This is a genomic window from Paenirhodobacter enshiensis, assembly GCF_000740785.1.
In the GTDB taxonomy this organism is placed as follows: domain Bacteria; phylum Pseudomonadota; class Alphaproteobacteria; order Rhodobacterales; family Rhodobacteraceae; genus Rhodobacter; species Rhodobacter enshiensis.
Genome location: NZ_JFZB01000007.1, coordinates 279212 through 302509, shown reverse-complemented (window position 1 = coordinate 302509; position 23298 = coordinate 279212). Strand labels below are relative to the sequence as shown.

The window sequence follows — 23298 nt, the reverse complement described above, 5'->3', positions numbered from 1 at the left end:
CCCTTTTGCCTGCCTGCCCGAAGGCTCAGCCCGCGAGCAGCGCCGCGTTGCCGCCCGCCGCGGTGGTGTCGACGCACAGGTGACGCTCATGCGCGACATGGGCGAGATCGGGCGCCGAGGTGATCAGCGGCAAGATCGGGCCGGGACGCGCCGCGAGAACCTTCGCATAGGCGCGCCCGGTCCGGGCCTCGCCCCACCAGATCGCCGCCGAGAAGCCCTGAAGGCCGGCCAGATCCTCGGGTGCGAGCGCCGCCTCCACCGCCAGACCGCCGAGGGCGCGCACCTTCGCCGCCTGCGCCTTCGCGGCCTCGGCACCGGGGCCGAGGCACAGCAGCGGCGCGCGGGTCAGATCGGTCAGCCGGTTCATCTCGCCGGTCGGGCCGGGCATCAGGCGCTCGGACAGAACCGTCTCGGTCGCTCCCGCCAGATCGCGCGCAACGGCCGCCAGATCGCCGCGCCCTGCCGGCGCGTCGACCACCGGCACCTCCGCCGGACGGGCGAAGCGCGGCAGGTAGAGCGGGCCGCCCGCCTTCGGGCCGGTGCCCGACAGCCCCTCGCCGCCGAACGGCTGGCTGCCGACGACCGCGCCGATCTGGTTGCGGTTGACGTAGATGTTGCCGACGCGAATGGTGCTGGAAATCTCCTGCACGCGGGCGTCGATGCGGGTGTGCAGACCGAAGGTCAGCCCGTAGCCTTTGGCGTTGATCGCCGCCACCACCTTCGGCAGATCGGTGGTGCGGAAGGTCGCGACATGCAGCACCGGGCCGAAGACTTCGCGGTCCAGCTCCTCGATCCCCGTCACGCGCAGCATCACCGGAGCGACGAAATGGCCGCTCGCGGGCGCCTTGGCACGGTGGATGATCCGGTCCTTGTGCGCGTCGAGATAGGCTTCGATGCCCGATTGCGCCTCGGCGTCGATCACCGGGCCGACATCGGTCAGCACGTCGAACGGATTGCCGATCGCCAGCAGATCCATCGCGCCCGAGATCATCTCGATCAGATGCGGCGCGATGTCCTCCTGCACGTAAAGACAGCGCAGCGCCGAGCAGCGCTGACCGGCCGAGCGGAAGGCAGACGCCACGATGTCGCGCACCGCCTGCTCGGGCAGCGCGGTCGAATCGACGATCATCGCGTTCAGACCGCCGGTTTCCGCGATCAGCGGCGTGCCCGGGTCGAGGTTCTCGGCCATGCTGCGGTCGATGATCTGCGCCGTCTCGGTCGAGCCGGTGAACACCACGCCCTTGATCCGCGCGTCCGAGGTTATCGCCGCACCGACGATCTCGCCCGCGCCGGGCAGCAGTTGCAGCACCTGGGCGGGAACGCCCGCCTCATGAAGCAGCCGCACCGCGATGGCGGCGGTGATCGGCGTCTGCTCGGCCGGCTTCGCGAGAACCGCATTGCCCGCCATCAGCGCGGCCGAGACCTGGCCGGTGAAGATCGCCAGCGGGAAGTTCCACGGGCTGATCGCGGCGATGGTGCCGCGCGGCGCGAAAGCCGCCTTCTCGCCTTCCGAGGCATAGTAACGCAGGAAATCGCACGCCTCGCGCAGCTCGCCGATGGCGTCGCCGATGGTCTTGCCGGCCTCGCGGGCGAGGGTGGCGAAGATCAGGCCGTAATTCGCTTCGTAAAGGTCAGCCGCGCGGCGCAGCACGGCGGCGCGCTCGGCCGCGGGCGCGTCCCAGGTGCGGGCGTCCTCGATGGCGCGGGCGACGGTTGCGGCATCGGCCGTGGTGACCTGAGCGATGGTCTCGCCCGTCGCCGGGTCGAGTGCGGCACAGGACGGCCCGGTCGCGGGGCGCAGGGTCAGCGGCGCTGCATCCGGGATCGCGACGGCGCGCGCGGCTTCGAGCCCCGCGAGCACCTTCTCGTCCGACAGATCGAAGCCGAGTGCGGTCTTGCGGTTGGGCTCATACAGCTCGGAGGGCAGTTTCAGACCCGAGGGCGCCTTCGCGGTGGCCAGCGCCTCGAACGGGTCGCGGGCGATGGATTCGGGCGTGATGTCCTCGTCGACCAGCTGATGCACGAAGGACGAGTTCGCGCCGTTTTCAAGCAGACGCCGCACCAGATAGGCCAGAAGGTCGCGATGCGCACCGACGGGGGCATAGATGCGGCAGCGGCCGTTGGTTTCCTTCAGCACGATGTCGTGCAGACGCTCGCCCATGCCATGCAGGCGCTGGAACTCGAACGGGCGGCCCTCGGCGAGTTCGAGGATGGTCGAGACGGTATGCGCGTTATGGCCGGCGAACTGCGGATAAACCCGGTCGCCCATCGAAAACAGCTTCTTCGCGAGGCAGGCGTAGCTGACATCGGTGCGGGTCTTGGCGGTGTAAAGCGGGAAGCCCGGCGCGCCCTCGATTTGCGAGAGCTTCATCTCGGTGTCCCAATAGGCACCCTTGACCAGACGGATGTTGATCTTCTGGTCGTGCTTCACCGCCATCTCGTAAAGCGTGTCGATGGCGAGGCCGGCGCGCTTGCCATAGGCCTGCACGACGATGCCGAACCCGTCCCAGCCGTTCAGCGCCGGGTCCGCCATCACCGCGTCGATCACCTTGAACGACAGCGTCAGGCGGGCCTGCTCCTCGGCGTCGACGTGCATTCCGATACCCGCCGCGCGCGCCATGCGGGCGAGTTTGCTGACCACCGGAACCAGCTCGGCCAGAACGCGTTTCTCGTTCGTCACCTCGTAGCGCGGATGCAGCGCCGAGAGCTTGATCGAGATCCCCGGATTAGCGGTGACGGACCCGCGCGTCGCGGCCTTGCCGATGGCAGCGATGGCGCGTTCGTAATCGTCGGCATAGCGGGCGGCGTCGGCCTCGGTCATCGCGGCCTCGCCCAGCATGTCATAGCTGTAGGTGAAGCCGATCGCCTCGCGCTCGCGGGCGTTTTCGAGTGCCTGCTCGATGGTCTGGCCCAGAACGAACTGGCGCCCCATCTCCTTCATCGCGCGCCCGACCGCGGCGCGGATCACCGGCTCGCCCAGACGTTTGACCATGCCGCGCAGCGTGCCCGCGACCCCTTCCTGCCCGTCGTCGAGCACCTTGCCCGTCAGCATCAGGGCCCAGGTCGAGGCATTCACCATCGAGGACGCCGCCGTCCCCAGATGCTTGCCCCATTCGGCCGGGACGATCTTGTCCTCGATCAGCGCGTCGATGGTCTCGCGGTCGGGGACGCGCAGCATGGCTTCGGCCAGGCACATCAGCGCCACGCCCTCGCGCGTCGACAGCCCGTATTCGGCGAGGAAATGCTCCATCAGCGTGGGCTTCGATTCGGCGCGGATCCGGGTGACCAGCGCCGCGGCGCGGCCCGAGATCTTCTTGCGCATCTCGGGCGCGATCGCGGCATCGGCGACGAGACGCGCGAGCAGTGCGTGTTCGTCGGCATATTTGACCTCATTGCCCTCGAGACGGGCGAAATCGGGGCCGGGATATGTGGCGGTCTGGGCGGGCGAGGTCATGGACATCGGCAAAACTCCGGGTGGTTTTCCCGAAGATACGCCGCGACGGATGGACGATGTGTCCATTGTTGTCCTATCTTGCAGTCCGAAAGACCATTTTGCGGGCGGAATTCCGACATGACCCAGGCGCTCGACGCGACCGATCTGAAGATCCTGAACGAACTGGTGGCGAATGCCCGGATTCCGGTGACCGAACTCGCGCGCAAGGTGGGGCTGTCGAAGACCCCGGTCGCGGCGCGGATCCGCCAGATGGAGGAGATGGGGCTGATCACCGGCTACCGGGCCATCCTGTCGCCGCTGAAGATGGGGATGACCCATGTGACCTATCTGGAGGTGCGGCTGTCCGACACCCGCGAGAAGGCGCTGACCCAGTTCAATCAGGCGGTGCGGCTGATCCCCGAGGTCGAGGAATGCTACATGATCGCGGGCGGGTTCGATTATCTGCTGAAGGTGCGCTCGCATGACATGGCGGATTACCGGCGGATCATGGGCGAGAAAATCTCGGCGCTGCCGCATGTCCATGCGACATCGAGCTATGTCGCGATGGAGGCGGTGGTCGAACAGAACTGGATCAGCGTCTGAGCGGCCAGCCTGCCCTGCCGGCAGTCAAGAGAGGGCGACCCTGCCCCGCGAATAGAAAGAAAAGGGAGGGGGCTCTGCCCCGCGAAAAAGAAAAGTGAGGGGGCTCTGCCCCCTCGGGCCTGCGGCCCTCACCCCCGGGATATTTTCGGAAAGATGAAAGAGAGGCGACGCCCCCGGTTCAGCAGGCGTAAGCGCGGGCGGTGATGTTGGTGACCTCGGTGCCGGCGATGTCGTCCGAGAACACCACGGTATTCGCCCCGTCCTTTCCGGCCATGTCGAGGGCCTTGTTGCGGGAGTATTTCAGCCCCTGCCCGCCCAGGACCGGGCCGTAAACGCCGGGCTTGACGTCGATGGTCTCGATCATGCGGCACGAGGCGACCTCGTTCGCGCTGGCGATCTTCACGCCGTTCACGCCGCGAAAGCCAGGATCGCTGCAGCCCGACAGGATCAGCACCGCCGAAACGGTGGCGATGCCCGGTGCGAGGAAATGGCGCTTCATCTGTGCTCTCCGTTCAACTGCCTCTTCCGCGAGGCGTGCATCGCGCTACAGTGCCCAAAAGCCCGGGCGGCAGCAATCCCCCGTTCCCGCTCTCTCCCTCACAGCCGCGGCATCGCCGGTCAGCCTTGCATGGGCTGCAACCCGGCGCGGCAGGACAAGGCGGCAGGGCGCGAAATGCTGGATTCGGCGCCCGAGCCGGTGTAGGCGAAACCCATGACCGAGATCAGCATCCCCCGCCCCGACGACTGGCACCTGCATCTGCGCGACGGCGCGATGCTTGAAGGTGTCCTGCCCGAAAGCGCGCGCGATTTCGCCCGCGCCATCATCATGCCCAATCTGGTGCCCCCCGTGGTCACCGGAGCGGATGCCGCCGCCTACCGCGAACGCATCCTGCGCGCCCTGCCCGAAGGGGCCGCGTTCGAGCCGCTGATGACGCTTTACCTGACCGAGGACACCGACCCCGACGACGTCGCGGCCGCCCATGCCTCGGGGCTGGTGAAGGCGGTGAAACTTTATCCGGCCGGCGCGACGACCAATTCGGCCTCGGGCGTGCGCGATTTCGACAAGGTGCGCCCGGTTCTCGAACGCATGGCCGAGATCGGCCTGCCCCTGTGCGTGCATGGCGAAGTGACCGACCCGGCCGTCGACATCTTCGACCGCGAGGCGGTGTTCATCGAGCGCGTCCTCGATCCGGTGCGGCGCGCGACGCCGGGCCTGCGCGTGGTGATGGAACACATCACCACCAAGGACGGCGTCGATTACGTCCGCGCGCAGGGCGATGACATGGGGGCGACGATCACCACCCATCACCTGATCATCAACCGCAACCATATCCTCGTCGGCGGGATCAAGCCGCATTACTACTGCCTGCCGGTGGCGAAGCGCGAAAGCCATCGTCTGGCGCTGGTCGCCGCGGCGGTCTCGGGGGATCGGCATTTCTTCCTCGGCACCGACTCGGCGCCGCATCCCACCGACAAGAAGGAATGCGCCTGCGGCTGCGCCGGCTGCTTCACCGCGACCAACACCATGCCGCTTCTGGCCCATGTGTTCGAGGCCGAGGGCCGGCTCGACCGGCTGGCGGCCTTCGCCTCGCTCAACGGGCCGGCGTTCTACCGCCTGCCGGTGAACCCGGGCACCCTGACCCTTGTCAAGACCGACACCCCCACGCTCTGGCCCGCCCAGATCGTCACCGGCGCCGGCCCCGTGACCCTGTTCGATCCCGGTTTCCCGGTATTCTGGAAAGTGAAAGGCTGACCCATGATCCCCAGCTCCTACCCCACCAAGGAAGAGATCGCCCGCCTGACGGCGCGGATGTTCCTGGAAATCAAGGCGGTGCATTTCAACGCCGAGACGCCGTTCACCCTCGCCTCGGGCCTGCCCTCGCCGACCTACATCGACTGCCGCAAGCTGATTTCCTTCCCGCGCATCCGCTCGACGCTGATGGATTTCCTCGCCGTCACCGTGATGCGCGAAGCGGGTTTCGAGGCCTTCGACAACATCGCCGGCGGCGAGACCGCGGGCATCCCCTTCGCCGCGATGGTCGCCGAGCGTCTGGCGCTGCCGATGACCTACGTCCGCAAGAAGCCGAAGGGCTACGGCCGCAACGCCCGCATCGAGGGCGCGATGACCGAGGGACAGCGCGTCCTGCTGGTCGAGGATCTGACCACCGACGGCGGCTCGAAGCTGAGCTTCGTCGAAGCGATCCGCGAGACCGGCGCGATCTGCCAGCACACCGCGGTGATCTTCTATTACGACATCTTTGCCGGGACCGAGGAAAACCTCGCCGCCCATGACATCAAGTTGCACCATCTGTGCACCTGGCATGACATGCTGGCCGAGGCCCGCGCGCAGAACGCCTTCGATGCGAAGACCTGCGATGCCGTCGAGGCCTTCCTGAACGCGCCGCGCGAGTGGCAGGAAGCGCACAAGAAGTAACGCCGCAGACCGGCAACGGACGGGCGGGGTTCCGGCGGAGCCCCGCCCGTCGTCGTCCGCGCCGCTCGCTCATGCGGCAAGGCGCGACAAGCCCCCCGAGATCGGCTATCCTCGACGGATGGCACAAGAGGCAGCGATGAACGAGACCACGTCAATCCGGGACGATCAGGCCAGTCCGGCCGTGCCGGCGGAAGAAGTTCTTCCCCATAATATCGAGGCGGAACAACAGCTTCTGGGCGCGATCCTGACCAACAACGACATTTATGACCGCATCGCGCAGGTGGTGAAGCCCGAGCATTTCTTCGAGCCGGTGCACCGCACGATCTACGAGACCGCGATCGCCCGGATCCAGAAGAACGCGCTCGCCTCGCCGGTGACGCTGAAGGCCTATCTGGAGGAAGATGCGGGGCTTCAGGCGCTCGGCGGCGCGGCTTATCTGGCGCGTCTCGCCGGGGCGGCGATCTCGGCCTATGCGGCGCGCGACTATGCCCAGATGATCCGCGATCTGGCGCTCAGGCGCGAGCTGATCCGGCTGGGCAAGGACCTGTCGGATTCGGCCAAGAAGGTCGATGTCGGCATCGAGCCCGAACAGCTGATCGTGAATACCGAAGGCGCGCTTTACAAGCTCGCCGAGACCGGCACCGCCGAGAAGGGCTTCGTCAGCTTCCTGAAAGCGGTGACCGAGGCGGTGCATTCCGCCAATGCCGCCTATCAGCGCGAAGGCGGGCTCGCGGGCGTCTCCACCGGGCTCAGCGATCTCGACAAGAAGCTCGGCGGGCTGCATCCGTCGGACCTGCTGATCCTCGCCGGGCGTCCGTCGATGGGCAAGACCTCGCTTGCCACCAACATCGCGTTCAACATCGCCAAGGCCTACCGACGCGGTCAGCGTTCGGACGGCAGCGAGGGGGCGGTCGACGGCGGCGTCGTCGGGTTCTTCTCGCTCGAAATGTCGGCCGAGCAGCTCGCCGCGCGCGTGCTGTCGGAGGCCTCCGAAGTGCCCTCGGAACAGATCCGGCGCGGCGACATGAGCGAGGGCGAGTTCCGCCGCTTCGTCGAGGCGGCGAAGGCGCTCGAAACCTGCCCGCTTTACATCGACGACACGCCCGCCCTGCCGATCAGCCAGGTCGCGGCGCGCTGCCGGCGGCTGAAACGCACCCACGGGCTCGATGTGGTCTTCGTCGACTACCTGCAACTGCTGCGCGGCTCGACACGCAACGACAACCGCGTGCAGGAAATCGCCGAGATCTCGATGGGGCTGAAGGCCATCGCGAAAGAGCTGAACATCCCCGTCGTCGCACTGTCGCAGCTGTCGCGACAGGTCGAAAGCCGTGACGACAAGCGCCCGCAACTGTCGGACCTGCGCGAATCGGGCTCGATCGAGCAGGACGCCGACGTGGTGATGTTCGTCTATCGCGACGAGTATTACCACGAACGCATGAAACCGCCGGAGGACGATCCGCGCTTCGCCGAATGGATGCAGAAGGCCGAACGCGTGCACGGCAAGGCCGAGATCATCCTCGGCAAGCAGCGCCACGGCCCGATCGGCACCGTCGAGGTCGCCTTCGAGAGCCGCTTCACCCGGTTCTCGGACCTGGCCCGGCAGTGGCAGGGCGAGGGCGCCGACGGGTTCTGATCCCGCCCGGAAGAAGGGGGCGCTGCCCCCTCTTGGCCTGCGGCCAATTCACCCCCGGGATATTTGTGGAAAGCCGAAAGACAGGGAGTCACGCTTTCTCTTTCGGCTTTCCACAAATATCCCGGGGGGCCCGAAGGGCGGGGGCAGAGCCCCCTCGACCGCGGGGACGAGAGATCTCCGCCGATTCAGGCATCGGGCTTCGGAACTTGCCCCGGCCCGCCTGCTGGCCTAGAAGATCGGCAAGGATCTGAAACGGAAGACGCGGACATGCTCGATCTCAGCACCAAAGCCCCCGAACCCAAGGTCATCGCAGGCGCGAAAGGCGACTGGGAACTGGTGATCGGGATGGAAATCCACGCGCAGGTCAGCTCGAACGCCAAGCTGTTCTCCGGCGCCTCGACCGGCTTCGGCGCGGAACCGAACTCGCACGTCGCCTTCGTCGACGCGGCGATGCCGGGGATGCTGCCGGTGATCAACGAATATTGCATCGCGCAGGCGGTGCGCTCGGGCCTCGGGCTCAAGGCCGCGATCAACCTGCGCTCGGCCTTCGACCGGAAGAACTATTTCTATCCGGACCTGCCGCAGGGCTATCAGATCAGCCAGCTCTATCACCCGATCGTCGGCGAGGGCGAGGTCATCGTCGAAATGGAGCCGGGCATCGAGCGGCGCGTGCGCATCGAGCGCATCCACCTCGAACAGGATGCCGGCAAGTCGATCCATGACATGGATCCGACGATGTCCTTCGTCGATCTCAACCGCACCGGCGTCGCGCTGATGGAAATCGTCTCGCGCCCGGACATCCGCGGCCCCGAGGAAGCGGCGGCCTATGTGGTCAAGCTGCGCCAGATCCTGCGCTATCTCGGCACCTGCGACGGCAACATGCAGAACGGCAACCTGCGCTGCGACGTCAACGTCTCGGTGTGCAAGCCCGGCCAGTATGAGAAATATCAGGAAACCCAGGATTTCAGCCATCTCGGCACGCGCTGCGAGCTGAAGAACATGAACTCCATGCGGTTCATTCAGGCCGCCATCGACTACGAGGCACGTCGTCAGATCGCCATCCTCGAAGACGGCGGCAGCGTCGATCAGGAGACCCGGCTCTACGATCCCGACAAGAACGAGACGCGCTCGATGCGCTCGAAGGAAGAGGCGCACGATTACCGCTACTTCCCCTGCCCGGACCTGCTGCCGCTCGAGATCGAGCAGGGTTGGGTCGACGAGATCGCGGCGAATATGCCGGAACTTCCCGACGCCAAGAAGCGGCGCTTCATCGAGGAGCTGGGGCTGTCGGATTACGATGCCTCGGTGCTGACGGCGGAGCTGGAGCACGCCGATTACTTCGAGGCGGTGGTCGCGGCCTGCGGCGACGGCAAGCAGGCGGCGAACTGGGTCATCAACGACCTGTTCGGCCGGCTGAAGAAGGACGGCACCGAATTCGACGCCTGCCCGGTCAGCCCGGCGCAGCTCGGCGCGATCATCGCGCTGATCAGGAAGGGCGACATCTCGGGCAAGATCGCCAAGGATCTGTTCGAGATCGTCTTCACCGAAGGCGGCGAACCGGCCGAGATCGTCGAGGCCCGCGGCATGAAGCAGGTCACCGACACCGGCGCGATCGAGAAGGTGGTCGACGAGATCATCGCCAAGAGCCCCTCCGAGGTCGAGAAGGCCCGCGCCAACCCGAAGCTGATCGGCTGGTTCGTCGGTCAGGTGATGAAGGCCTCGGGCGGCAAGGCGAACCCGGCGGCTGTGAACAAGATCGTTGCGGAGAAGCTCGGCCTGTAAGGGTGCGGGAGCGGAACACGGGAGGCGCCCTTGCAGGGCGCCTTTTTCATGAAAGCGGCGCCCGGCCGGACGGATCTCCGGTCGGATCGGGGATTTCAGGCAGCTCGCGTCATCGTTTCTTGACCCGGGATGCAGAAGGTCTAGAAGCGCGGGCCAAAAGGGGCATGAGATGCAGTCATACGAATACAAGGTCGTTCCCGCGCCGGTGAAGGGCGAGAAGGAACGCGGTCTGAAAACCGGGGCGGAGCGCTTCGCCCATGCTCTCGAGAGCGCGATGAACGAGATGGCGGCGGGCGGCTGGGAATACTGCCGCGCCGAGACCCTGCCCGCGGAGGAACGCAGCGGGCTGACCTCGAAAACCACGGTCTATCACAATCTTCTGGTGTTCCGCCGCCCCGTCGGGGGACGCGCGGCACCGCTGACGCTTGGCAACGGCACGGGCAGTGCCCAGGCGGCACCGGCTGGCGATACCCCGGCGGAGCGACGCGAGCGGATCCTGTCGGCCTTCGCCCCCGAGGGGCGCGCACCGCGCCTTGGCCCGGCGGAAGAGGACGAGGCCTGAGACCCTCGCGGGGGGGGAAGACACGCGAAGCGCGCACAGGGAGCGAGCGTATCGCCCCCCCTCGCAGCTGCACCGCCTCGGGCGCGGGATCCGGGCGCGCCCGGCTTCGGACGGGTTCGCCCGGCGGGCCGGTCGAACCGGAGAAGACGAACACCGGAACGGGGGTGAAGGGCGTGCGAGCACCATCGCGCCGCGCCCGCGTCCCTCCCCCTTCCAACTCGCGTCGAATTCCCTAAACTGCCCCCCCCGAGTCGGCGCACCGACCGCCCCCTTCCCGAAGGGACGGCTGACGGCGCAGACCCAAGAAAGACAGGCAAGAGGCAGCAATGACCACCGGTGGCGATCCTTTCAGCTTCAACATCTCGGCTGCGGCCGACAAGAAGCGGCGCACCAAAGGCAGGCGCGGCATGTCGGGGGCATTCGAGACCTCGACCCGGACGTGCGATCATGAAGGCTGCGATCAGCCAGGCAAGTACCGGGCGCCGAAAAGCCCCAAGGTGCTCGACGACTATTTCTGGTTCTGCAAAGACCACGTGCGCGAATACAATCTGAACTGGAACTATTTTCAGGGCCAGTCCGAGGAGGAATTCCAGCGCTTCCTCGACAATGCGACGGTGTGGGAGCGCCCCACCCGTCCGATGGGCAAATCGCGCGAGGAAATGGGCTGGGCGCGCCATGGCATCACCGACCCGCATGAGATGCTTGGAGACAACGCGACGCAGAACCCCGGCCGCACCACCATCGGGCGCAAGCTGCCGCCGACCGAGCGGAAGGCACTGGAGATCCTCGATGCGCGCGAAACCATGTCGAAGACCGAGATCCGCGCGCAATACAAGGCGCTGATCAAGGTGCTGCATCCGGACATGAACGGCGGCGACCGCTCGCAGGAAGAAATGCTGCAGGAGGTGGTCTGGGCCTGGGATCAGATCAAGGAAAGCCGCAACTTCAAGTGAGGCGAGCGGAAGGGGAGTTTTCGAGCCGGCCGTCGCAAGGGGGCTCTGCCCCCGTCCGGCCCGGGGCCGGACTCCCCCGGGATATTTTCGGAAAGATGAAAGAAAAGGGGCGGCACGCGATGCCCGCCCCTTCTTCGTGTCTGCTCCTGTCGTCGCCTCAGGCGGTGCGGCGGCGGAAAAGCGCGATCAGCGGATTGATCAGGCGGGTCGCGACCGGGATCAGCAGCGTGCCGAGGATCACCCCGAACAGTCCGTCGCACAGCGCGGTGACTGCCCAGGACAGCGCCTCGCGCGCGGCGGCGGGGGCCGAAGCGGTCAGCGTCTCGGCGAGGTGATGGATCGCCTCGTAGGGGGCGGCCCAGACGGTGGCCGCAGCCCCGTGAAGCACGATGTTACCCCCCACCCAAAGCATCGCCGCGGTGCCCACGACCATCAGTGCGCTCATGAACCAGGGCATGAAGCGCACGATCGCGCGCCCGAAAGCGCGCGTCGCTGAAAGTCTGGCGTTGCGCGCGATCCAGAGCCCGACATCGTCCATCTTCACGATCAGCGCCACACCGCCATAGACCGCGACAGTGATGCCGATGCCGACGAGGGCGAGCACCAGCGCCTCCAGCCAGACCGGCTGGCCCGCGGTCAGCGAGGCGAGCGCGATGGTCATGATCTCGGCCGAGAGGATGAAATCGGTCTTCACCGCACCCGAGACCTTGTCGGCTTCGAGTTCCTCGGGCGAGCCTTCGGCGGCGTCCTCGGCCTCGGTGCCGTGATGGGGGAAGAGCGCCCCGAGGATCTTCTCGGCGCCCTCGTAGCACAGATAGGCGCCGCCCAGCATCAGAAGCGGCGTGATCGCCCAGGGCGCGAAGGACGACAGGATCAGCGCCAAGGGTAGCAGAAACACCAGCTTGTTGCGGATCGAGCCGAGCGCGATCTTGCCCACGATCGGCAGCTCGCGGGCGGCGGCGAAGCCGTGGACGTATTTCGGTGTCACCGCCGCGTCGTCGATCACCGCGCCCGCAGCCTTGGCCCCGGCCTGCGCCGCCTGCCCGGCCACATCGTCGACCGAAGCCGCCGCAATCTTCGCGATTCCCGCGACGTCGTCGAGTAGGGCCAGCAAGCCGCTCATGTCTGCCTCCGATACAGTCAGGTGCAATGTAAGGACGCCGAACGCGGGCGCAAGACCCGGCGCGGCCCTTGCGGAGGGGCGCGATATGTTCCACAACTCTGAGCGAAAGCGCGACAGGCGCAAGGGTGACAGGAAGGCTCCGCAGATGTCCGAGACGATGCTCGAAATCAATGCCAAACCGACCGAGGAGATCGACGTCCGCGAAGTCTTCGGCGTCGATACCGACATGAAGGTCAAGGGTTTCGCCGAGCGCACCCAGCGGGTGCCGGACCTCGATCCGACCTACAAGTTCGATCCCGACACCACGATGGCGATCCTGGCGGGCTTTGCCTACAACCGCCGGGTGATGATCCAGGGTTATCACGGCACCGGCAAGTCGACCCATATCGAACAGGTCGCCGCGCGGCTGAACTGGCCCACGGTGCGCGTGAACCTCGACAGCCACGTCAGCCGCATCGACCTGATCGGCAAGGACGCGATCAAGCTGGTCGACGGCAAGCAGGTCACGGTGTTCCAGGAAGGCATCCTGCCCTGGGCGCTGCGCAACCCGGCCGCGATCATCTTCGACGAATACGATGCCGGCCGCGCCGATGTGATGTTCGTGATCCAGCGCGTTCTGGAAGCCGAGGGCAAGCTGACGCTGCTCGACCAGAACGAGGTGATCAGCCCGAACCCGTATTTCCGCCTGTTCGCCACCGCGAACACCGTGGGCCTGGGCGACACCACGGGCCTTTACCACGGCACGCAGCAGATCAACCAGGGCCAGATGGACCGTTGGTCGCTGGTCGCCACGCTGAACTACCTCAGCCACGATGCCGAGGCGGCGATCGTGCTGTCGAAGGTGCCGAACTACAACACCGAGAAGGGCCGCAAGACCATCTCCTCGATGGTGCATGTGGCGAACCTGACCCGGACCGCCTTCATGAATGGCGATCTCTCGACGGTGATGAGCCCGCGCACGGTGATCGCCTGGGCGCAGAACGCCGAGATCTTCCGCAACGTGGGCTATGCCTTCCGGCTGACCTTCCTCAACAAATGCGATGAGCTGGAGCGCTCGACCGTGGCCGAATTCTATCAGCGCCTCTTCGACGAGGAACTGCCCGAATCCGCCGCCACGCTGGCGATGAAGTAAGACCCTGCCCCTGCCCGCGGCGTCTTCGGGGTGCCGCGCGCGTCTCAGGCACGGCAGGGACAGCAGGCGGCACGGGGCTTCGGCCCCCGGCCGCGATCAGCGCGCATCCCGCCAGGCCCGGCCCGTCCGGACCCTTGTCGCAACGTTTCAGCGGTGATTTACCAAAGCCATGACCAAGCCTGCAGACAACCCCGCAGATCCGTTCAAGAAGGCCCTGGCCGAGGCCACCAAGACGCTCGCCGATGCGCCGGACATGACGGTGACCTATTCGGTCGATCCCTCGGGAGTGTCAGGCGATCAGATGCGCCTGCCGCAGGTCAGCCGGCGCATGACGCGCGACGAGGTGATGCTCGCGCGCGGCACCGCCGATGCGCTGGCACTGCGCCACAAGTTCCACGATGCGGGTGTCGGGTCGCGCTACAACCCCTCGGGCGAGATGGCGCAGGCGCTTTATGACGCGATGGAAACCGCGCGCTGCGAGGCGCTCGGCGCGCGCGAGATGCCCGGCACGCTGACCAATATCGACGCCAAGATCGCCTCCGAGGCGGAACGGCGCGGCTATGCCCATATGCGCGCGCAGTCCGAAGCGCCGCTGCCGGTCGCCGCCGCCTATATGGTGCGCGAGATGGCGACCGGGCGGAAGCTGCCGCCCGCGGCCGAGCATGTCCTCGATCTGTGGCGGCCGTTTCTCGAGGAGACCGCAAGCGAGTCCTTCGAGCATGTCAACGATCTGCTCGCCGATCAGACGGCCTTCGCGAAACTCGCGCGGCGGGTGATCTCGGATCTGGGCTATGGCGATCAGCTTGGCGACGATCCTGACGACAACATGGACGACGATGCCGCCGCGGACGACGACGAGACCGAGGACGATCAGGACCAAGACCAGTCCGGCGAAGAGCAGGACGAGGAACAGGACGAGAGCGACGCCGCCGCCGAAAGCCAGCAAGACCAGCAGCCCGACCAGAAGCAGGCGACGGCGCAGTCCGAGGATGTCGATGACAGCGACATGGGCGACGAGATCGAGGCCCCCGATCAGGACACCCCGCCCGAGCCCCCCTCGCCGCCGCCCGCCTCGGCGGCCGATCCGAATTACAAGGTCTTCACCACAGAGTTCGACGAGGAAATCCGCGCCGAGGATCTGGCGGAGCCGGCCGAGCTCGAACGGCTGCGCGCCTACCTCGATCAGCAGCTCGAACCGCTGAAGGGGGCGGTGTCGCGTCTGGCGAACAAGTTGCAGCGCCGCTTGCAGGCGCAGCAGAACCGCGCCTGGGAATTCGATCTCGAAGAAGGCACGCTCGACGCCGGCAAGCTCGCCCGCGTGGTGACGAACCCGACCCTGCCCCTGAGCTTCAAGACCGAGAAGGACACCGAGTTCCGCGACACCGTGGTGACGCTGCTTCTGGACAATTCGGGCTCGATGCGCGGCCGGCCGATCTCCATCGCGGCGATCTGCGCCGATGTGCTGGCGCGCACGCTCGAACGCTGCTCGGTCAAGGTCGAGATTCTGGGCTTCACCACCCGGGCGTGGAAGGGCGGCCAGTCGCGCGAGAAGTGGGTCGCGGCGGGGCGCCCGGCCCTGCCCGGCCGGCTGAACGATCTGCGCCACATCGTTTACAAGAGCGCCGACGCGCCCTGGCGGCGGGTGCGCGCGAACCTCGGGCTGATGATGAAGGAAGGCCTGCTGAAAGAGAACATCGACGGCGAGGCGCTGGAATGGGCGCATCGGCGGATGGCGGGGCGGCCGGAATCGCGCAAGGTGCTGATGGTGATCTCGGACGGCGCGCCGGTCGATGACAGCACGTTGTCGGTCAACCCGGCGGTGTTCCTCGAAAAGCATCTGCGCGACGTGATCGCGATGATCGAGAAGCGCCGCGCGGTCGAGCTTCTGGCGATCGGCATCGGCCATGACGTGACGCGCTATTACCAGCGTGCCGTGACCATCACCGATGTCGAACAGCTCGCCGGCGCGATGACCGAGCAGCTGGCCGCATTGTTCGACGCGGATCCGCGCGCCCGCGCCCGCGCCCTTGGAAAGACAGGGACAAGAAACTGATGTTTCAGAATTTTTCGGCGAAGACCTCGCCCGAAACCGGGGCGCCGCGGCTGGCGGCCCTGCGAGATGCCATGACCGACGCGGGGCTTTCGGCCTTCGTGGTGCCGCGCGCCGATGCCTGGCAGGGCGAATATGTCGCCGCCTCGGACGCGCGACTGTCCTGGCTGACGGGCTTCACCGGCTCGGCCGGGTTCTGCATCGCAGCGGCCGACCGCGCCGGGGTGTTCATCGACGGCCGCTACCGCGTGCAGGTCAAGGCCGAGGTCGACCTTGCCGTCTACACCCCCGTCCCCTGGCCCGAGACCCGCCCCTCCGACTGGCTGCGCGACGCGCTGCCCGAGGGCGGCCGCGTCGGCTTCGATCCCTGGCTGCACACCCGCGCGCGGATCGAGGCGCTGCGCGCCGAGCTCGCCGGAACCGGGATCGAGCTGATCGCCGCGCCGAACCTCGTCGATGCGATCTGGACCGACCGGCCCGCGCGCCCTGACACCCCGATCCGCATCCAGCCCGACGAATATGCCGGCGAGACGGCGGCGGCCAAACGCGCCCGGATCGGCGCGGCCGTCGCCGCCGCAGGCGCCGCCGCGGTGGTGCTGACACTGCCCGACTCGATCTCGTGGCTTTTGAACATCCGCGGCTCTGACGTGGCGTGCAATCCGGTGGTGCAGAGCTTCGCCGTGCTGCACGCCGATGGCCGCGCCGTGCTGTTCATCGAGCCCGGCAAGGTGCCGGCCGAGGTGCGCGCCGCACTTGGCGATGCGGTCACGCTGATGCCGCTCGACAGTTTCGCCGAGGCGCTCTCGGGCCTTGCCGCGCCGGTGCTGGTCGACCCCGAGAGCGCGCCCGTGGCCGTCTGGCACGCGCTGGAGGCCGCGAAGATCGCGACCGTTGCCGGTCACGATCCCTGCATCCTGCCCAAGGCGATCAAGAACCCGGCCGAGATCGCCGGCATGGAGGCGGCGCATCTGCGCGACGGCGCGGCGATGGCCGAATTCCTCGCCTGGGTCGAGCGCGAGGCGCCGAAGGGCGGGCTGAGCGAAATCGACGTGGTCAAGGCGCTCGAAGACTTCCGCCGCGCCACGAACCTGCTGCTCGACATCAGCTTCGACACGATCTGCGGCGCGGGGGCCGACGGCGCCATCGTGCATTACCGCGTCACCGAGAAGACCGACCGCCCGGTGCGCTCGGGCGAGCTGCTGCTCGTCGATTCCGGTGCGCAATATCCCGACGGCACCACCGACATCACCCGCACCGTCGCCGTGGGCCCGGTCCCCGCCGAGGCGGTCACCCCCTTCACCCTGGTGATGAAGGGCATGATCGCGATCGCGCTGGCGCGCTGGCCCGTCGGGTTGTCGGGGCGCGACATCGACGTTCTGGCGCGCAATGCGCTGTGGCAGGCCGGGCTCGATTACGACCACGGCACCGGGCATGGCGTCGGGGTCGCGCTCTCGGTCCACGAGGGGCCGCAGCGGATCTCGCGCGTGTCCACGATCCCGCTTCAGGCCGGGATGATCCTGTCGGACGAGCCGGGCTATTACCGCGAGGGCGCTTTCGGCATCCGCTGCGAAAACCTTCTGCTGGTCGAGGAACCCGCCCCCGTCGCGGGCGGCGATCCGGCGCGGCGCTGGCTCGGCTTCCGCAACCTGACCTGGGTGCCCTTCGATACGCGGCTGATCGACGTCACGCTGTTCACGCCCGCCGAACGCGACTGGCTGAACCGCTACCACGCCGAGGTGCTCACCCGCATCGGGCCGCTCGTCACGCCCGCAACGCTCGACTGGCTGCGCTCCGCCTGTGCCCCGATCTGACCCTTTTCAGCGCCCGCGCTTGCGCTTATGACAGGCGTGGACTGCCAATGCCAATCGTCGGGGAGGATACAATGGCTCTGGAACAGGCGCTGAACGCACTCGAAGCCCTGCTTGGCGCGCGGCTCAGCCGCAAGTCGGGCGATCTCGACCAGCACGGTCATTCCGAGACCTGGTTCCCCACCACCCCGCCCCATGCCGTGGCCTGGCCCGAGACGACGCAAGAGGTCTCGGCCATCGCGAAGATCTGCTCGGCCGAGGGTGTGCCGCTGGTCGCCTGGGGCACGGGCACCTCGCTCGAAGGCCATGCGCTGGCGCAGAACGGCGGCGTCGTTCTCGACACCAGCCGGATGAACCAGATCCTCGCAACCGATGCCGAAGACCGTCTGGTGCGCGTCCAGCCCGGCGTGACCCGGGTGCGGCTGAACGACGAGCTGCGCGCGACGGGGCTGTTCTTCCCGGTCGATCCGGGGGCGGATGCCTCGCTCGGCGGGATGGCGGCCACGCGGGCCTCGGGCACCACGGCGGTGCGCTACGGCACGATGCGCCACAACGTCGCCGCGCTTGAGGTGGTCCTGGCCGACGGGCGGATCATCCGCACCGGCTCGGGCGCGGTGAAATCGTCCTCGGGCTACGATCTGACGGCGCTGTTCGTCGGATCCGAGGGCACGCTCGGCATCATCACCGAACTGACGCTGCGCCTGCACGCCCAGCCGGAGACCATTTCCTCGGCGGTGTGTGCCTTCGACACGCTGGAACAGGCGGTCGAGACCGTTCAGATGACCATCCAGATGGGCATCCCGATGGCGCGCATCGAATTCGTGGATTCGGAAATCGTCAAGGTGTTCAACAAGATGAACCACACGACGATGCCCGAGAAGCCGCATCTGATGATCGAGTTCCACGGTTCCGACGTCTCGGTCGCCGAAGACAGCCGCCGCTTCGGCGAGGTCGTCGCCGAGATGGGCGGGGCCGATTTCGAATGGGCCACCACCACCGAGGAGCGCAACCGGCTGTGGAAGATCCGCCACGCCGCCTATTCCTCGATCATCGCCTCGCGCCCGGGCTGCATCGGTCTGGTCACCGACGTCTGCGTGCCGATCTCGCGCCTTGCCGAGGCGGTGGAGCGCGGCCGCGACATGATCGCCGCGAAAGGGCTGTTCGGCCCGATCCTCGGCCATGTGGGCGACGGCAACTTCCACGCCACGCTCGCCCTCGACCCGTCGGATCCGAGCGAGCTCGAACGCGCCAAGGAGGTCGGCCACGAGCTCGCCGAGATGGCGCTCGAGATGGGCGGCACGATCACCGGCGAACATGGCATCGGCCTTGGCAAGCGCGGTCTGATGGCGGCCGAGCATGGCGAGGCCTGGGCCGTCATGGGCCAGATCAAGGCCGCGCTCGACCCGAACGGCATTCTGAACCCCGGCAAGATGCTGCCCGACACCGCACCCGCGGCGAAGGCCTGAGGAGAACCCGATGTCCCTTCCCGCCCCCGACGCGCTGACCCGCAGCTTTGCCGCCGCCTGGGCCGCGCATGACGCCGAGGCCCTTGCCGCCATGTTCGCCGAGGATTCCGAATTCCTCAGCCTGACCGGCGGCCATGCCGAGGGGCGGGCCGACATCGCCGATCTGTTCGCGGCGGAACTCGCCGGCGCCTTCGCGCGGGCGCGTCTGGTCACCGGCAAGATCCGCATTCGCCCGGTCGGCGAGAGCGTCGCCGTGGTGTCGCAGCGCTTCGTTCTGTCGGGCATCCTGAACGCCGACGGATCGGACGCGGGCCGGATCGGCGCGCTGTTCTGCGCCACCATGGCCCATGCGCCGGGCGGCTGGCAGATCGTCGCCGCGCAATTCGTCGTCGAGGCCTGAGCCCAAAGCCCGACGAAACGGAGAGACATAAAAACCGCCCGGTTCGCGCCGGGCGGTTTTTCATGGGGCATCGTTCGGATGGTCAGCCGTTGAGGCGGCTGTCACTCAGGAAAGGCGGGCGGTATTCGGGAGAGGCGGCCGCTCACGCAGCCTCCCTCTCAGCCCGTCCCCGCCTCAGCCCTTCTTCGCCTTCTGGGCCTCGATCACCTTGGCGGCCAGATCCTTGGCGATCTGGAAGCTGCCCTTGATCCGCTCGGCGTCGGTGTGCCAGTCGCGCGCCACGAACAGCTTGTTGCCGTTGATCTTCGCCTGCCCCTGCTGGCCTTGCAGGAACTCGACGAGCCCCGCCGGGTTCGGGAACTTGTCGTTGTGGAAGACCAGCGTCACCCCCTTCGGCCCGGCATCGAGCTTGGCGATCTCGGCGCGCTTCGCCATCGCCTTGATGCGCACGACGAGGAGCAGCGTGTTCACCTCGCGCGGCAGTTCGCCGAAGCGGTCGATCAGTTCGGCCGCGAAGCCTTCGAGTTCGACCTTCGTCGTCAGCCCGGCAAGCCGGCGATAGAGCCCAAGCCGCACATCGAGATCGGGGATGAAACTTTCCGGGATCATCACCGGCACGCCGAGGTTGATCTGCGGCGACCATTCGCCGTCGTCCTCGGTGGTGGTCAGCTCGCCCGATTTCAGCCGCGCGATGGTGTCCTCCAGCATCGACTGATAAAGCTCGTAGCCCACTTCCTTGATATGGCCCGATTGTTCCTCGCCCAGCAGGTTGCCCGCGCCGCGCAGGTCCAGATCCTGCGAGGCCAGATTGAACCCGGCACCCAGATTGTCGAGACTGCACAGAAGCCTCAGCCGCTTGGTTGCCTGCGGCGTCAGCGGAAGACGCGGCTTCGTCGTCAGGTAGCAATAGGCCCGCATCTTCGAGCGCCCGACCCGGCCGCGGATCTGATACAATTGCGACAGGCCGAACATGTCGGCACGGTGCACGATCATCGTGTTCGCCGTCGGGATGTCGAGGCCGCTCTCGACGATTGTCGTCGCCAGAAGCACATCGTATTTGCCGTCGTAGAAGGCGTTCATCCGCTCGTCGAGCTCGCCCGCCGCCATCTGGCCATGCGCCACGACGAAGCTGACCTCGGGGACATGCTCGCGCAGGAACTCCTCGACCTCGGGCAGATCGGTGATGCGCGGCACGACGAAGAACGACTGCCCGCCGCGGTAGCGTTCGCGCAACAGCGCCTCGCGCAGGGTGACGGCGTCGAACTCGCTGACATAGGTGCGGATCGCCAGACGGTCGACCGGCGGGGTGCCGATCACGCTCAGATCGCGCACGCCGGTCAGGCTCAGTTGCAGCGTGCGCGGGATCGGCGTCGCGGTGAGCGTGAGGACATGGATCTCCGAGCGCATCTCCTTCAGCCGTTCCTTGTGATTGACGCCGAAGTGCTGCTCTTCGTCGATCACCAGAAGGCCGAGGTTCTTGAAATGCACGGTCTTCGCCAGCACCGCATGAGTGCCGATCACGATGTCGACCGTGCCATCCGCCAGCCCCGCCCGCGTCGCCGAGGCGTCCTTGGCCGAGACGAACCGGCTGAGCGGACGCACCGTCATCGCGGTGCCGCGGAAACGCTCGGCGAAGGTCTTGTAGTGCTGGCGCGCCAGAAGCGTCGTCGGCGCGATCACCGCGACCTGCATCCCGGCCGCGGCCGCGACGAAGGCCGCGCGCATCGCGACCTCGGTCTTGCCGAACCCCACGTCGCCCACCACCAGCCGGTCCATCGGCCGGCCCGAGGCCAGATCCTCCACCACGTCGTGAATCGCGGAAAGCTGGTCGTCGGTCTCGGTATAGGGGAAGCGGGCGGCGAAACTTTCCCATTCGTGATGGGCCGCCTCCAGCACCGGGGCGTGGCGCAGCTGGCGCTCGGCCGCGATGCGCATCAGCCGGTCGGCGATCAGGCGGATGCGCTCTTTCAGCTTCGCCTTCTTCGCCTGCCAGGCGCCACCGCCGAGCTTGTCGAGGATGCCGTCCTCATGGCCGTAGCGGCTGAGGAGTTCGATATTGGTGACCGGCAGATACAGCCTGTCGCCGCCCGCGTATTCGATCAGCACGCAGTCGATCGGCGCGCCGGTGACCTGAACGGTCTCGAGCCCCTTGTAACGGCCGACGCCGTGATCGACATGCACCACCAGATCGCCGGGCGTCAGACTTTGCGCCTCGGTCAGGAAGTTGTCGGCGCGGCGCTTGCGCTTCGGGCGCGTCACCAGCCGGTCGCCCAGCACGTCCTGTTCCGAGATGACGGTCAGCCCCTCGGCCTCGAACCCGTGATCGAGCGTCCAGACCGCGAGGCACAGCCCCGAGACCTCGCGCGCGTCGCGGATCAGCTTCGCGCCGATCAGGCCTTCGTCTTCCAGCAGCCCCTTCAGACGCTCGCGCGCGCCCTCGGACCAGCTGGCGATGACCACATCGCCGTGGTGCAGTCGCTCTTCGGCATGGGTTTTCAGCGCGCCGAACAGGCTTATCTCTTCGAGCTGGCGCTCGGGGGCGAAGTTGCGCCCGATGCGGGCGCCGGCGTTTAGCACACCCGGTCCGGGCGGTGCGGCCAGCACCTGAAAGCGCAGCACCCGATGAGCGGCCAGCGCCGCGATCCAGGCCGCTTCGTCGAGATACAGAAGCGCGGGCGGTGCGGGCTTGTAGACCGTATCCACCCGGTCGCGCCGGCCCATCGCCTCGCGCCGGGTGTCGTATTGATCGGCGATGCCCTCCCACCGCGAGATGCGCTGCGCCTCGATCTGGTCGTCGATCATCACCGACGCCTCGGGCACGTAATCGAAGATCGTGTCGAGGCGGTCGTGGAAGAAGCCGAGCCAATGCTCCATCCCGGCGTGCTTGCGCCCGGCCGAGACCGCCTCGTAAAGCGGATCCTCGGCCCCGCCCGCGCCGAATTCGACGCGGTAATTCTGCCGGAACCGGGTGATCGAGGGCTCGTCGAGGATGACCTCGGAGACCGGGGCGAGTTCGACGGATTTGAGCTTTTCGGTGGTGCGCTGGCTCGCCGCGTCGAAGCGGCGCGCCCCGTCGAGCGTGTCGCCGAACAGATCGAGCCGCACCGGCCCGGATTCGCCCGGCGGATAGATGTCGATGATGCCGCCGCGCACCGCGTAATCGCCCGGTTCCGCGACCGTCGCGACCGGTGAAAACCCCATAGTTACAAGGAACTGTCGCAGCTTCTTCTCGTCGAGCGGGCCGCCCGTCCGGGCGGTGAAGCTCGAGCGCGCCACGGTGTCGCGCGCCGGCACCCGCTGCATCGCGGCATTGAGCGTGGTGAGCAGCACGAACGGCCCCTCCACCCCCGCGGCAAGCGCCGCGAGCGTCGCCATCCGCATCGCCGAAATCTCGGGATTGGGCGAGATCCGGTCATAGGGCAGACAGTCCCAGGCCGGGAAGGTCAGCACCGCCGCCTCGGGCGCGAAGAAGGCCAGCGCGGCGCGCATCGCCTCCATCCGGCGGTCGTCGCGCGCGATATGGATCACCGGGCGCCCGCGGGCGAGCTCCTTCGTCAGAAGTTTCGCGTCATAGCCCTCGGGGGCGCCGGAGAGAACGAAGTGATCCATGGCCCCCGAGGTAAATACCGTGGCAGCGCTGTCAAGCCCCGAGACGCTTTCCGGGGGGAGATGGCGCCGCAAGAGGGGGCTCTGCCCCCGCCCTTCGGGCTCCCCCGGGATATTTTCGGAAAGATGAAAGAGAGGGCGCGCGCCCGGTTCCCGGCGGGGGCTGCGGGCGGGGCGGAAAGCGAGGCGGTTGTGCGCGACGCCGGGGCCGGCGGATGAATTCGGCGGCGCGGCATTGGCCGGGGCCGGGCCAATGCGGTGCGGACCGGGATCGGCGCTTGACCCCGGCGGTAGCTGTGCGCAAGTCTCGGGC

General features: G+C 67.3%; 16 protein-coding genes. 12 read left to right on the top strand and 4 right to left on the bottom strand.

Translation table 11 applies throughout. The features are described from left to right. Window positions 1-25: 25 nt before the first annotated feature. A complete protein-coding gene (gene putA, locus CG50_RS06550; RefSeq protein ID WP_036636355.1) occupies window positions 26-3454 on the bottom strand; it encodes a bifunctional proline dehydrogenase/L-glutamate gamma-semialdehyde dehydrogenase PutA in 3429 nt (1142 codons plus the stop codon). A gap of 117 nt (window positions 3455-3571) precedes the next feature. Here putA and CG50_RS06545 point away from each other — a divergent pair, with 117 nt between their 5' ends. After that, the gene (locus tag CG50_RS06545) at window positions 3572-4036 is read left to right on the top strand and encodes an Lrp/AsnC family transcriptional regulator (protein WP_036636284.1); all 465 of its coding nucleotides are present in this window, start codon (window positions 3572-3574) and stop codon (window positions 4034-4036) included. A 178-nt stretch (window positions 4037-4214) separates the two neighbouring features. On the opposite strand, the gene CG50_RS06540 is transcribed toward CG50_RS06545, so the two are convergent. Then, the gene (locus CG50_RS06540; RefSeq protein ID WP_036636283.1) at window positions 4215-4535 is read right to left on the bottom strand and encodes a hypothetical protein; all 321 of its coding nucleotides are present in this window, start codon (window positions 4533-4535) and stop codon (window positions 4215-4217) included. Between the two features lie 213 nt (window positions 4536-4748). On the opposite strand from CG50_RS06540, the gene pyrC reads away from it, so the two are divergent. The 6 genes from pyrC (at window position 4749) to CG50_RS06510 (ending at window position 11400) form a co-directional block, all read left to right on the top strand. Further along, on the top strand, window positions 4749-5789 hold the full coding sequence (pyrC, locus tag CG50_RS06535) for a dihydroorotase (protein ID WP_036636282.1): 1041 nt from the start codon (window positions 4749-4751) through the stop codon (window positions 5787-5789). Window positions 5790-5792: 3 nt separating this feature from the next. Further along, window positions 5793-6470, top strand: a complete 678-nt coding sequence (locus CG50_RS06530; protein ID WP_036636281.1) for an orotate phosphoribosyltransferase — start codon at window positions 5793-5795, stop codon at window positions 6468-6470. 136 nt (window positions 6471-6606) lie between these two features. Beyond that, window positions 6607-8103, top strand: a complete 1497-nt coding sequence (locus CG50_RS06525; protein WP_036636280.1) for a replicative DNA helicase — start codon at window positions 6607-6609, stop codon at window positions 8101-8103. A gap of 267 nt (window positions 8104-8370) precedes the next feature. Further along, on the top strand, window positions 8371-9885 hold the full coding sequence (gene gatB, locus CG50_RS06520; protein ID WP_036636279.1) for an Asp-tRNA(Asn)/Glu-tRNA(Gln) amidotransferase subunit GatB: 1515 nt from the start codon (window positions 8371-8373) through the stop codon (window positions 9883-9885). A 169-nt stretch (window positions 9886-10054) separates the two neighbouring features. Next, a complete protein-coding gene (locus CG50_RS06515) occupies window positions 10055-10447 on the top strand; it encodes a DUF4177 domain-containing protein (protein WP_036636278.1) in 393 nt (130 codons plus the stop codon). Between the two features lie 326 nt (window positions 10448-10773). Beyond that, window positions 10774-11400, top strand: coding sequence for a J domain-containing protein (locus CG50_RS06510; protein ID WP_036636277.1), 627 nt, complete (start codon window positions 10774-10776; stop codon window positions 11398-11400). Window positions 11401-11557: 157 nt separating this feature from the next. Here the strand turns inward: CG50_RS06510 and CG50_RS06505 are convergent, their stop codons facing one another. Continuing rightward, window positions 11558-12523 (bottom strand): DUF808 domain-containing protein, encoded by a 966-nt coding sequence (locus CG50_RS06505; RefSeq protein ID WP_036636276.1) that lies wholly within the window; start codon window positions 12521-12523, stop codon window positions 11558-11560. A gap of 157 nt (window positions 12524-12680) precedes the next feature. Between CG50_RS06505 and cobS the strand changes: the two genes are divergently transcribed. The 5 genes from cobS (at window position 12681) to CG50_RS06480 (ending at window position 19379) form a co-directional block, all read left to right on the top strand. Continuing rightward, on the top strand, window positions 12681-13655 hold the full coding sequence (gene cobS, locus CG50_RS06500; protein WP_394297132.1) for a cobaltochelatase subunit CobS: 975 nt from the start codon (window positions 12681-12683) through the stop codon (window positions 13653-13655). A 169-nt stretch (window positions 13656-13824) separates the two neighbouring features. Further along, on the top strand, window positions 13825-15708 hold the full coding sequence (cobT, locus tag CG50_RS06495; RefSeq protein ID WP_036636274.1) for a cobaltochelatase subunit CobT: 1884 nt from the start codon (window positions 13825-13827) through the stop codon (window positions 15706-15708). Further along, window positions 15708-17516, top strand: coding sequence for an aminopeptidase P family protein (locus CG50_RS06490; RefSeq protein WP_036636273.1), 1809 nt, complete (start codon window positions 15708-15710; stop codon window positions 17514-17516). Before cobT ends, CG50_RS06490 begins: the two co-directional genes overlap by 1 nt. 71 nt (window positions 17517-17587) lie before the next feature. After that, the gene (locus CG50_RS06485) at window positions 17588-18979 is read left to right on the top strand and encodes an FAD-binding oxidoreductase (RefSeq protein WP_036636272.1); all 1392 of its coding nucleotides are present in this window, start codon (window positions 17588-17590) and stop codon (window positions 18977-18979) included. Window positions 18980-18989: 10 nt separating this feature from the next. After that, on the top strand, window positions 18990-19379 hold the full coding sequence (locus CG50_RS06480) for an SgcJ/EcaC family oxidoreductase (RefSeq protein WP_036636271.1): 390 nt from the start codon (window positions 18990-18992) through the stop codon (window positions 19377-19379). Window positions 19380-19553: 174 nt separating this feature from the next. Here the strand turns inward: CG50_RS06480 and mfd are convergent, their stop codons facing one another. Next, window positions 19554-22988 carry a transcription-repair coupling factor gene (gene mfd, locus CG50_RS06475; protein ID WP_036636270.1) on the bottom strand — a complete coding sequence of 1145 codons (3435 nt, stop codon included), beginning with the start codon at window positions 22986-22988 and terminating at the stop codon, window positions 19554-19556. Between the last annotated feature and the right edge of the window lie 310 nt (window positions 22989-23298).